Genomic DNA, 11,711 nt, shown 5'->3' with positions numbered 1-11,711 from the left:
AGAAATCATGCCAAAATTACTTACAGATTGTTTTTGATGCAAACACTACTTGTGAATGACTAGCTGGAAATCGTATATAAAAGAATATAAATCGTATCTGAAACTCGAAAGAGGATTGTCGGAAAATACGATTGCCAATTATGCTTTCGATGTCGAAAAACTCGTGTTACACCTTGAAAACACTAAGCAGGAGGTGTCGCCCTTAAAAATTGACGAACAGGCTTTACAGGGCTTTATTTATTCGATTTCGGGCGTGGTTAATGCGCGATCGCAAACCCGGATCATTTCGGGACTAAAAAGTTTTTTCAATTTTTTGATTTTTGAAGGTTATCGGGAAACGACACCGTTGGAGCTGATCGAAATACCCAAAGTGGGGCGAAAATTACCGGATACTTTATCGACGGAAGAAATTGATATGCTTATCGGAGCGATTGATTTGTCTAAAAACGAAGGTGAGCGGAATAGAGCGATGTTGGAAACGCTATATAGTTGTGGGCTTCGGGTTTCGGAATTGGTGACGTTAAAGCTGTCGGATTTGTTTTTTGAAGAAGGTTTTATTAAAGTAACCGGAAAGGGAAATAAACAACGTTTTGTGCCGATTGGTACGGCGACTCAAAACTATATTGTACGGTATAAAGACAGTGTTCGGAATCATCAGGCGATTAAGAAAGGATTTGAAGACACCTTGTTTTTAAACCGTAGGGGAAGCGGATTGACACGGGCGATGGTTTTTACGATTATCAAAGATCTGGCTGTTAAAATTAACCTGCAAAAAACGATTAGTCCGCATACGTTCCGGCATTCTTTTGCGACGCATTTACTGGAAAACGGTGCCGACTTACGGGCGATTCAGATGATGCTTGGTCACGAGTCGATAACGACAACCGAAGTATATATGCATCTGGATCGCAAACATCTTTCAAAAGTTTTAAATACCTATCATCCGCGGAATCATTAGAGGGTTACATAAAAAAAAAGCATTTCCATTGGAAATGCTTTTGTCTTTTTATGCAGGTGAATTTATTTGGCAATATTAACCGCTCTGGTTTCACGGATTACGGTAATTTTTACCTGACCCGGATACGTCATTTCCGTTTGAATTTTCTGTGAAATATCGAACGATAGCGTAGAAGCCATTTCGTCGCTCACTTTTTCACTTTCTACGATTACCCGTAACTCACGTCCGGCCTGGATCGCATAAGCGTTTTTAACACCGTTAAATCCGTAAGCGATTTCTTCAAGATCTTTCAGACGTTGGATATAGGAATCCAATACCTGACGTCTTGCACCTGGTCGTGCTCCCGAAATAGCATCACAAACCTGAATAATCGGTGCGATAAGCGATTTCATTTCAATCTCGTCGTGGTGTGCTCCAATAGCGTTGCAAACCTCTTCTTTTTCGCCGTATTTCTCCGCCCACTGCATCCCTAAGATAGCGTGTGGCAGTTCGCTTTCGGTTTCCGGTACTTTTCCGATATCGTGTAATAAACCAGCTCTTTTGGCTAGTTTTACGTTTAATCCTAATTCAGCAGCCATAACACCACAAAGTTTGGCAACTTCTCTCGAGTGTTGTAACAGGTTTTGTCCGTAAGACGAACGGTATTTCATACGTCCAACGATTTTGATAAGCTCCGGATGTAAACCGTGGATACCTAAATCGATAACGGTACGTTTACCCACTTCGATAATCTCGTCGTCAATTTGTTTCGCCGTTTTAGCGACTACTTCTTCGATACGTGCCGGGTGAATACGACCGTCGGTTACCAGTTTGTGTAATGCAAGACGGGCAATTTCACGGCGAACCGGGTCAAAACAGGAAAGGATAATCGCTTCAGGGGTATCATCTACGATGATTTCGACTCCGGTAGCGGCTTCCAGGGCGCGGATATTACGACCTTCACGTCCGATAATACGACCTTTAACATCGTCGGATTCAATATTGAATACCGAAACGCAGTTTTCAACAGCTTCTTCCGTACCAATACGCTGAATCGTGTTGATGATGATTTTTCTCGCCTCCTGATGTGCGGTTAATTTCGCTTCTTCAATTGTTTCCTGAATATGCGACATTGCACTCGATTTTGCATCTGCACGCAGGCTTTCTACCAATTGATTTTTAGCTTCCTCGGCAGAAAGACCGGAAATGACTTCCAGTTGTTCTACCTGACTTTTATGAAGCTTTTCGATTTCGGCTTGCTTTTTATCAAGAACATCAATACGGTTGTTGTAATCGGTAATTTTGTTTTCCAGTTCATCGTTGCTTTTTTTGGCTTTAGCCAGCTCGTTCGATACCTGTGATTCTTTGTCGCGGGTTCTTTTCTCAGCTTCGGCAATTTTTTTGTCGCGACCTAAAATTACCTGTTCGTGTTCTGCTTTTAATTCAATGAATTTTTCCTTCGCCTGAAGAATTTTATCTTTTTTGATCGCTTCACCTTCTGTTTTAGCGTCTTTTATCAGGGAAGCTGCTTCACTTTTTGCATTTTTAATCAATGTGGAAGCATTGATTTTTTCTAAATACTTAGCAATTCCAAAACCGATTCCTGTTCCTGCAATACAGCAAATAATTATTATAAGTGTTGTGCTCATGGTGTGTTTGAAAGTTATATATAAAAAAAAGCCTACATTAGGGTTATTGCATAAACTCGTAAAGACAAGTTTTGAGCTAACTCGTTGTTCAAGGATCTGTTCAGGACAGCTTGCTTTAGAAACGATGATTCGCTCATTTTAATTTGTTAGTGTTGAGTTTATCAAATAGGTACTAATGTAGGCAGTATCTTAATCTATTTAAAGAACGTGTTTATTTTGATAGAATCGAATTCAGATGGTCATCCATTTTTTTTAAGCGATCAAAAGCATCTTGAAAATCGGTGGATTTGTCAATTTGTTTTTGTTCTAATTGTGAGGCAAACTGTAAAGCACACATGGCTAAAACGTCCTGTTTGTCGCGCACGGCATAGTTTTCCTCGAATTGTTTAATCATTGTATCAATCTTTTTGGAAGCACTTCGTAGTCCTTCTTCCTGTGTGTAATCCACAGTTAGCGGGTAAACCCTGTCGGCGATAGATATCTTTATTTTGAGCTTGTCATCCATAAGCCTTCTATTCCGATAGCTGTGCTATACAATAATCAATTTCGCGTATTAATGAATTTATTTTGAGTTTCGTTTCTCTCTTGTTATCTTCACTGCCTAATAATGAATTCGCCATTTTCAGGTTTTCATACTGCGCCTGTAGGGCGGTAATTTCCTCTTTTTGACGGTTTATTGCTGCTGTTGATCTCGATAATTCATTTCGCAATTCCTGATTCTGTTTTTCAAGGCCATCCATTTTTAGGAGGAGCCTGGAAAACTTATGTTCAAGAGAATCAATGATTTCCGATAATCCATTCATTGCAGACTGATTTCATTATATGATTTTACAAAGTTAGCATTCCTGATGAGAAATACCAATAGTTTTGCTAAAAAAAAGGAAAATCTTTGGCTGTATTTGGTAATAATTTGTCTTATAGTTAGTTAAGTTTTTGCAGTATTTTTAGTTTGTTTTATATTTGTTTTTTATATTAGCCTAAATTCGTTTTATGAGACTGTTGTTGTTTTTCTGCTTCTCTTTTTTGTGTTGTTTTTCGCAAAATCAATATCCAAAGGATTATTTCCGTTCACCACTTGACATTCCGTTACAATCGTCCGGAACTTTCGGAGAATTGCGGGGCAATCATTTTCATTCGGGACTGGATTATAAAACACAACAGCGTACGGGTTTGCCGGTTTTTGCCGTAGCCGATGGCTATGTTTCCCGGATAAAAGTTTCTACGTTTGGTTATGGACATGCATTATACATCACACATCCCAATGGAGTGACTACGGTATACGGGCATTTAAAGGCATATTCCGGTAAAATCGGGGAGTATGTGCGTAAAAAGCAATATGCTCAGAAAAAATTTGAGATCGAAATGTTTCCGTTGGCTTCGGAATTGCCGGTTACCAAAAGCGAGTTAATTGCATTATCCGGAAATACCGGTGGATCGGGTGGTCCGCATCTGCATTTTGAATATCGGGATACCAAAACGGAAAAAACACTCAATCCGTTACTGTTTGGTATGGATAAGGAGACAACCGATACCAAAGCGCCGACCGTAAATGGAATCGTCGTTTATCCGATCAGTGATGACGCCGTGGTAAACCAGTCGCAAAACCCGATATTGGTAAACTTATCGCTTCAAAAAGACGGTTCTTATACAGGGAGTAAAGTCATGGCAAAAGGTGCTGTTGGTTTTGCTTTGGATGCCTATGATACGTCCGATAATAACTATAGTAAAAACGGTATTTATAAAGTAGAAACCTTTTTAAATGGTACCAAACTTTATGGCTATCAGTTTGATGCTTTTTCGTTTGACGAATCGCGTTATATCAATAATTTTATCGATTTCGAACGTTATAAAAAAACAAAACTCCGCTATCAAAAGCTGTTTTATAAAAAGAGCTATCCGTTTTCGATTATCAGTGATAATACCAAAAACGGACAAATTGCGGTAAAAGAAAAAGATGCATTTTCCTACCGTATCGAAGTGTCCGATTTTCACAATAACAAAACGATCATTAATATTCCGGTAGTTTATTCGGATCAGCCGGTAAAATTCCCGCGTAAAGAAGTTACCACACCCTATTTTATCAAAGCGAGCAACGATCATAATTTTACAAAAGACAATATCTCGGTATTCGTACCGGCAAATGCTTTCTACGAAGATTTTTACCTGCGTTTTGATGTGAAAAACAACGTGCTGGATTTGCATGATGATACCGTTCCGGCACACAATAATATTACGATCACGTTCGATGTGAAAGGAATACCGCATCTGGATTATAAAAGAAGTTTTATCGGACGGATGGATGGTAGTAAGCCCGAATATTTTACGACAACCAAAAAAGGAGATTTGTTTTCAATCCGTACCAAAGACCTGGGGAAATTTATGTTGATGCAGGATAGTGTCGGACCGAGAATCTACAAACCGAATTTTGCCACCGGTAGCACGATTGATAAATTGGATACGATTAGCGTACATATTCAGGATGATTTATCCGGAATTAAAGAATACAATGGTTACCTGAATGGCAAGTGGATTTTAATGAAATACGATTATAAAACCAAATTACTGGTACACGATCTGAACGATATGATTTATGACGACGGAAGGAATGATTTGAAAATTATTGTGTCCGATAATATAGGAAATTCCACTACCTTTGAAACGCACTTTTTTAAAACCTTAAAACCAACCTCTCTTGAAAAGAATAATTGATTTTATTGCGATTTGTATTGTATTTATTGGTTTGAGCTCCTATGCACAAACGGCTCGCGTAAAAGGAATCCTTTTGGACGAATCGAACAAACCAATAGCAAAAGCATCGGTTAAAGCCAATACGACTTCCGTTATATCGAATGAAAACGGTTTTTTTCAAATCACGGTACCGGCCAATCAAAAGATAACGATTGAGATTACCCATGTTAGCTACAAAAAAGTAGCAACGGTTCTTTCGTTAAAACCCAATGAAGATTATGAACTAAACGTGGTGTTAAACCAGCGTGCGGAACAATTGGGTGAAGTGGTTGTTTCGAAAGGAGGGCGAAAGAGAGTAGAAGGAATTACAACCATTGCACCGGAAATAATCCGAACCATTCCCGGAGCCAATGCCGGAGTGGAAAATATATTAAAAACCCTTCCCGGGGTTTATTCTAACAATGAACTAAGTACGCAATATGCTGTTCGAGGTGGAAATTATGACGAGAATTTAGTATATGTCAACGAAATTGAAGTATACCGCCCGTTTTTGATTCGTTCCGGTCAGCAGGAAGGATTGAGTTTTACCAATACGGAAATGGTTCAGAATGTCGACTTTTCTGCCGGAGGATTCCAGGCGAAATACGGCGATAAATTATCATCGGTTCTGGATATCACCTACCGTCGTCCAACCAAATTTCAGGCGGCTTTCGATGCCAGTTTGTTAGGCGGAAGTGCTACGGTGGACTGGGTTTCCAAAAATCAGAAATGGAGCAGTATTACCGGAGTACGTTACCGCGACAACAGCCTTTTGGTGAAAAGTCAGGAAACCGAAACGAACTTCCGGCCAACATTTGTTGACGTACAAACATTGATCAATTTTGATGCATCCACCAAATGGCAATGGAGCTTTTTGGGGAACATCTCACAAAACCGCTATAACTACCAACCGATATCCCGTCAGACGAATTTCGGAACGATTGATAATCCGATTGCTTTACAAGTTTTCTATAACGGACAAGAAAAAGACCGCTATCTGACTTTATTTGGGGCGTTGAAATCCGTATATCAGGTAAGCGACGATTTTAAACTGAAGTTTATCGGATCGGCTTATCATACGCAGGAACAGGAACATTTCGATATCCAGGCGCAATATGCTTTGGGCGAAGTGGATAGTAATATCGGATCGGAAACCTTTGGGGATGTCGTATATTCCCGTGGGGTTGGATCGCAATTAAGCCATGCCCGTAACAATCTGGATGCGCTTATTTTTAACGGAGAAGTAAAAGGATTTCATTCGTCCAAAACCAGTGAACACCAGGTGGAATGGGGTGTGAAGTTTACCAAAGAAGATATTCGTGACCGTATTGTAGAATGGGAAGCGATCGACTCGGCTGGGTTTTCATTACCGGCACCGATTTTAGATATTCCGCATGATCAACCATATACACCGTATACCGGACCTTTGGCACCGTATCAGAATGTGCGGGCGACCAATTTTGTACAAATCAACCGTTTTTCGGGTTATGCCCAATGGAATTACCGCGGGGAAATCGGAACAGCCGAATATTGGGTGAATGCCGGAGTTCGGGCGCATCAATGGCAGGTGAGTGGCGATAATATTACTACCGGCGACAGTCAGTTTGTGATTAGTCCGAGAGCGCAGTTTGCTATAAAACCGGCCTGGGCAATGGATATGTTGTTCCGTTTGTCGGGAGGAGTCTATCATCAACCGCCATTTTATCGTGAGTTACGTGACGCCAATGGTGTGGTACAACCTAACGTAAAAGCGCAACAATCCGTTCATATTGTATTGGGGAATGACTATAGTTTTAAAATGTGGGGAAGGCCGTTTAAGTTGATATCAGAGGCCTATTATAAAAACCTGTCGGATGTAAATACCTATACGATTGACAATGTGCGCATTCGTTATAGCGCCAATAATGATGCTACGGCCTATGTATATGGAGCTGATTTCCGTTTAAACGGGGAATTTGTTCCCGGAACGGAATCCTGGTTTAGTTTTGGCTATCTGAAAACGGAAGAAAATCAGGACGGCCGTGGTTATATCGCCCGACCAACCGATCAGCGTTTAAAATTCGGATTGTTGTTTCAGGATTATATGCCGAACATTCCGAACCTGAAAATGTACCTGAATGTAGTGTATAATACCGGATTACCCGGTGGTTCGCCTTCTTATGCCGATCCGTATAACTATCAGTTGCGATTAAAAGACTATCGTAGAGCCGATGCCGGTTTCTCCTATGTTTTTAAGGATACCGCAATCAAATCGGATAAAAATTGGTTGAAACCATTCCAGGAAGTGGCTTTGGGATTTGAAATTTTTAACCTTTTCAACAACCAGAATGCCATTACCAATACCTGGGTACGCGATGTTTATACGAAGAGCCAATACGGAATTCCGAATTATATGACAACCCGTACGTTCAATTTAAAATTGAATGTAAGATTGTAGTTCCAGTGTAAAAGTTATATATTTGAAATACCATTTAATTCCCGAAGATGAAAAAGATTGTAACCTGTACCGCTTTACTTCTGACATTTCTTTTTATTGGATGTAAAGAGCCGGAAAGTAATAAGCCAAAGGTAATTTACGATGCCACGAAAAATGCGGTAAACAATCCGGTAAAAAGAGATTCTTCACAAATTAAGATCGCCGATTTGCCGATCTATATGGAAGGAACCAAATACCTGATTCATGCTATCGGGGATATTCGGGTGTACGACGGTCCGGGAAGCAGTTATGGCTCGAGTAAAACCAATTCGGTGAGTTATGCGATTTCCAATTACAACCGTTTTGAGATTACCGGGTACTTTCAGAATTTAAAATTCCAGCATGTTGATTCGACGGCAATGCGCAGCCTTACCGATAAAGCGATTCAGATTCAAACAGCGACTTATTTAAATACCATAGCCGATAAAACCAAAAAACAGATTTTGGCCTATTCGTTAGTCGATTCAGATACCAATCGCGACGGGAAAATCGATTCGAATGATATCAAATCCTTATACCTGAGTAATTTTAACGGAACCCATTTCACCAAATTATCAGATGACTTACAGGAGTTGTTGGATTGGAATGTGGTAGAAGTTCAAAATCGATTGTATTTCAGAACCATTGAAGACATCAATAAAAACGGTGCTTTTGATAAAAATGATAAAGTACACTATTTCTACGTTAACCTAATGGATAAGGAATGGACGGCGGAAGAATATATGCCGATCTAATCCTATCCGCGACTACATTTTTTTATATTTATTACTTTAATTTTTACATGAAACAAATTTTACTTACACTGGCAGGCGTATTTTTTATAAATACTGCGCAAAGCCAGGAACTTTCCTATGGTTTGGTATTAGGAGGGAATTTTTATGAGGCAAATAACGGAAATGGAAGAAGTTCAATGGAATCCAAAGAAAATTTTAAAGCTAACTTAGGGGGCTATGTTGAATATGGTTTTACCAATAATATTGGGGTTAAAACCGAAATTACCTATACGAGCAAAAATATTTCAACTACCAATATCAGTCCTTTACCAAAAACTGATTTTGAATTCAATTATATTGAAGTTTCTCCGGCATTTAAATACGATTTCGGAGACGAATACCGAAAAGGATTTTATATGACATTAGGGCCACGTTTTTCGTTTATGACTTCGGCAAAATCTAAAGGAGAAGACGTTAAGGATTTGTTTGAAAAAATGGATATTGGCTTACAGTTGGGGTTAGGACAACGATTGTTACAATATTTCGATTTACAGGCAAAATTAGATTACGGAGCTACTCCATTTTTTCAAATTAAAGAGTTAGATGCTAAATCAAGCTTTTTGGGGGCGTATGTTTCCTTAAATATCGATTTAGAGCGAATGATCAATAAGAACTAAATCAGGATATCGCTTTCCAGATCAGATTTTTCAATCTTAAAATCAAAACCGAGCTTGGCCACGAGTTCGGTTACCAGTTTTTTATACCAGTTTTCCGATTTCGGATGGATATAAATGGTTTCGATCAGCGTATTAATATCAACATTGATTTTTAAACCTTCATTGATGGAAAGTTTTTGGGAAGTCACATCCGAAATAATCCGGATTTCCTTTTCATACTGAAAGCTTTTTCGTTTAAACAAAAACGGAAAGAACGCATCGTCAAAGGGGATATACTCCTTTTTATAGTCGATATAGTGGACTTCGCCGATATATTGTTCAAAATGTTTTTCCGGTGCCAGGGCCTCTTTTAAGCGGCCTATGGTCGACTGGATGGCCAGGCCTTCATTGTTTTTGGTGAAAATTTGCCACATCGCGAAAGATTCGTATTCGTTGGTATGCCAACTGCTGATTACGACGTTTTCGCGATGTGACTTATAATATTGCAGGAATTTCGGGTTGTTCTCTGCTATTTTTTTTATCTCTTCAAAAGTAGGTTCGCTAAAAGTACCTTCATACTGATCTTCAAATTTATCCGACCGCGACATAAACATTTTCTGATATAGCAACAGATCCAGAAACTTCGACAAATCGAGATACTTCCAGATAATGGTATCCGGGTTTTCAGGAAGTGTGATATTCGGACTCTGTCGGTACATAGGCTGTTTATTCGAACGATTGCATCATCACCAGTTTGGAATACGTTCCGTTTAGGGCTAACAATTCATCGTGTGTTCCCTGTTCTACGATTTCACCTTTTTGCATTACTACGATCTTATCGGCTTTTTGAATGGTCGAAAGGCGGTGTGCAATAACGACCGAAGTACGGTTTTGCATCATGTTTTCCAACGCCTGTTGTACCAAACGCTCACTTTCGGTATCCAGAGCCGAAGTCGCTTCATCCAGGATCATAATCGGTGGATTTTTCAAAACGGCTCTCGCGATAGACAAACGTTGCTTCTGACCACCGGATAGTTTATTTCCGCTATCTCCAATATTGGTATCAATACCATTTGGCAGGTCTTTTACAAACTCGTAGGCATTGGCTACTTTTAAGGCAGCAATGATCTCATCGTCGGTAGCGTCCTGTTTTCCTAAAAGGATATTGTTTTTAATCGTATCGTTAAACAAAATGCTATCCTGTGTTACCAATCCCATTAGACTGCGTAACGCATGTAAATCGTAATCCTTAATATTGATGTTGTCGATTTTGATTTCCCCTTCCTGAACATCGTAAAAACGCGTTAGCAAATTGGCGATAGTACTTTTTCCGGAACCGGATTGTCCTACCAAAGCTACGGTTTTACCTTTTGGTACTTCCAATGAAAAGTTTTTCAGGACATTATCCTCTTCATAACGGAAATTGATATTCTCAATTTTAATCGAATCGTCAAAAGTGCTTTTCTGAATCGCATTTGGCTTACTGGTAATTGGATTTTCTTCTTCCAGAATTTCCAGAACCCGTTCGGCAGCTGCATTTCCTCTTTTAATATCGTAAGATGCTTTAGAAATAGCTTTAGCTGGCGTTAGAATATTGTAGGCCAATCCCATATAGGCGATAAACTGCGCGCCCAATAAGGTTTTTTCAACCAATACCATATGACCGCCAAACCATAATAAGATGGCGATAACCATAATTCCCATAAATTCACTTACCGGAGACGCCATGTTCTGACGGTTCATGATTTTGTTGGAAAGGCTAAAATAACGATCGGTCGACGAACTGAATTTTTTATTAAAATAAGCTTCCGAGGTAAACCCTTTGATCACTTTTAAGCCACCAAGGGTTTCTTCAACGATCGATAAAAACATGCCCTGTTCCTGTTGTGCTACAGTCGACTGTTTTTTTAATCGCTTACCGATTAACGAGATTACAAAACCCGAAACCGGAATAAAAATAAACACGAAAATGGTCAGTTTTACACTAATGATTAGCATCCCCACAATGGTAAAGATAATCGTTAGCGGTTCTTTTATGATCAGCTCCAATATCGAAAGGTAGGAGCTCTGCACTTCTCCCACGTCCCAGGTGATACGGGAAATGGTGTCTCCTTTTCGTTTTTCGGAAAAGAACGAAAGCGGTAATTCCACAGCCTTTTTATACATCGCATTCCGAAGATCGCGCAGCATTCCGTTTCGGAGGAAGGTAGCGAAAAACAAGGCCAGGTAGTTAAAAAGATTCTTTAATAAGAAAATGGAAATAATGATCACGACTAATATGCCGAGTGTATAATCGATACCTTTAGCTTCGGAAGTAGTTGTCACAAAATAATTAAAATAATCTTCTGCAAAAGGTTTAATGTTTTCGATACCGGTATACTGTGGTGCTTCGGTGATTTTTTTGGTTTCTCCGAATAAGACCGACAACATCGGGATCAGTGCCATAAACGAAATGGTACTGAATAAAGCATAGAGGATATTGAACGCAATATTCAGGTAAGCGTATTTTAAATAAGGGATCGCAAAGCGAAAAATTTGTTTAAAGTAGGTCAT

Annotated in this window: 10 protein-coding genes and 1 other RNA gene; 5 read left to right on the top strand and 6 right to left on the bottom strand. The window is 39.5% G+C overall.

The window, feature by feature from the left end:
- Positions 1 to 55 precede the first annotated feature (55 nt).
- A complete protein-coding gene (xerD, locus tag ABFU83_RS11145; protein WP_347065978.1) occupies positions 56 to 958 on the top strand; it encodes a site-specific tyrosine recombinase XerD in 903 nt (300 codons plus the stop codon).
- Between the two features lie 62 nt (positions 959 to 1,020).
- Here the strand turns inward: xerD and rny are convergent, their stop codons facing one another.
- From rny to ABFU83_RS11125, 4 genes are all read right to left on the bottom strand, one after another.
- Positions 1,021 to 2,586 carry a ribonuclease Y gene (gene rny, locus ABFU83_RS11140; protein WP_347065976.1) on the bottom strand — a complete coding sequence of 522 codons (1,566 nt, stop codon included), beginning with the start codon at positions 2,584 to 2,586 and terminating at the stop codon, positions 1,021 to 1,023.
- A 52-nt stretch (positions 2,587 to 2,638) separates the two neighbouring features.
- A non-coding RNA gene (ssrS, locus tag ABFU83_RS11135) (6S RNA) lies at positions 2,639 to 2,744 on the bottom strand.
- Between the two features lie 53 nt (positions 2,745 to 2,797).
- Complete coding sequence (locus ABFU83_RS11130; protein ID WP_136402375.1) at positions 2,798 to 3,091, bottom strand: cell division protein ZapA; 294 nt, start codon at positions 3,089 to 3,091, stop codon at positions 2,798 to 2,800.
- 7 nt (positions 3,092 to 3,098) lie between these two features.
- Positions 3,099 to 3,389 carry a hypothetical protein gene (locus ABFU83_RS11125; protein ID WP_347065974.1) on the bottom strand — a complete coding sequence of 97 codons (291 nt, stop codon included), beginning with the start codon at positions 3,387 to 3,389 and terminating at the stop codon, positions 3,099 to 3,101.
- Between the two features lie 187 nt (positions 3,390 to 3,576).
- Here ABFU83_RS11125 and ABFU83_RS11120 point away from each other — a divergent pair, with 187 nt between their 5' ends.
- From ABFU83_RS11120 to ABFU83_RS11105, 4 genes are read left to right on the top strand one after another with little or no spacing between them, the layout of a single operon-like run.
- Positions 3,577 to 5,295, top strand: coding sequence for a M23 family metallopeptidase (locus tag ABFU83_RS11120; protein ID WP_347065972.1), 1,719 nt, complete (start codon positions 3,577 to 3,579; stop codon positions 5,293 to 5,295).
- A complete protein-coding gene (locus ABFU83_RS11115) occupies positions 5,279 to 7,750 on the top strand; it encodes a carboxypeptidase-like regulatory domain-containing protein (RefSeq protein ID WP_347065970.1) in 2,472 nt (823 codons plus the stop codon). The genes ABFU83_RS11120 and ABFU83_RS11115 overlap by 17 nt, the downstream gene beginning before the upstream one ends.
- Before the next feature lie 47 nt (positions 7,751 to 7,797).
- Complete coding sequence (locus ABFU83_RS11110) at positions 7,798 to 8,523, top strand: hypothetical protein (protein WP_347065969.1); 726 nt, start codon at positions 7,798 to 7,800, stop codon at positions 8,521 to 8,523.
- A gap of 47 nt (positions 8,524 to 8,570) precedes the next feature.
- Complete coding sequence (locus ABFU83_RS11105; protein ID WP_347065967.1) at positions 8,571 to 9,179, top strand: outer membrane beta-barrel protein; 609 nt, start codon at positions 8,571 to 8,573, stop codon at positions 9,177 to 9,179.
- On the opposite strand, the gene ABFU83_RS11100 is transcribed toward ABFU83_RS11105, so the two are convergent.
- Positions 9,176 to 9,877: a hypothetical protein gene (locus ABFU83_RS11100; protein WP_347065965.1), complete on the bottom strand. Its 702-nt coding sequence runs from the start codon at positions 9,875 to 9,877 to the stop codon at positions 9,176 to 9,178. The two genes, ABFU83_RS11105 and ABFU83_RS11100, sit on opposite strands and share 4 nt — an antisense overlap.
- 7 nt (positions 9,878 to 9,884) lie before the next feature.
- Positions 9,885 to 11,711, bottom strand: coding sequence for an ABC transporter ATP-binding protein (locus ABFU83_RS11095; protein WP_347065963.1), 1,827 nt, complete (start codon positions 11,709 to 11,711; stop codon positions 9,885 to 9,887).

This window comes from Flavobacterium sp. WV_118_3 (assembly GCF_039778605.1).
Taxonomy (GTDB): domain Bacteria; phylum Bacteroidota; class Bacteroidia; order Flavobacteriales; family Flavobacteriaceae; genus Flavobacterium.
Note: the sequence above shows the minus strand (reverse complement) of the source record. Positions and strands in the feature narration are given on the sequence as shown.

Bases quoted from the DNA above. Each gene is read 5' to 3' on its own strand.
- xerD (WP_347065978.1), top strand. From the start codon at position 56: ATGACTAGCTGGAAATCGTATATAAAAGAATATAAATCGTATCTGAAA.
- ABFU83_RS11130 (WP_136402375.1), bottom strand. From the start codon at position 3,091: ATGGATGACAAGCTCAAAATAAAGATATCTATCGCCGACAGGGTTTAC.
- ABFU83_RS11120 (WP_347065972.1), top strand. From the start codon at position 3,577: ATGAGACTGTTGTTGTTTTTCTGCTTCTCTTTTTTGTGTTGTTTTTCG.
- ABFU83_RS11125 (WP_347065974.1), bottom strand. From the start codon at position 3,389: ATGAATGGATTATCGGAAATCATTGATTCTCTTGAACATAAGTTTTCC.
- rny (WP_347065976.1), bottom strand. From the start codon at position 2,586: ATGAGCACAACACTTATAATAATTATTTGCTGTATTGCAGGAACAGGA.
- ABFU83_RS11110 (WP_347065969.1), top strand. From the start codon at position 7,798: ATGAAAAAGATTGTAACCTGTACCGCTTTACTTCTGACATTTCTTTTT.
- ABFU83_RS11105 (WP_347065967.1), top strand. From the start codon at position 8,571: ATGAAACAAATTTTACTTACACTGGCAGGCGTATTTTTTATAAATACT.
- ABFU83_RS11100 (WP_347065965.1), bottom strand. From the start codon at position 9,877: ATGTACCGACAGAGTCCGAATATCACACTTCCTGAAAACCCGGATACC.
- ABFU83_RS11095 (WP_347065963.1), bottom strand. From the start codon at position 11,711: ATGACCTACTTTAAACAAATTTTTCGCTTTGCGATCCCTTATTTAAAA.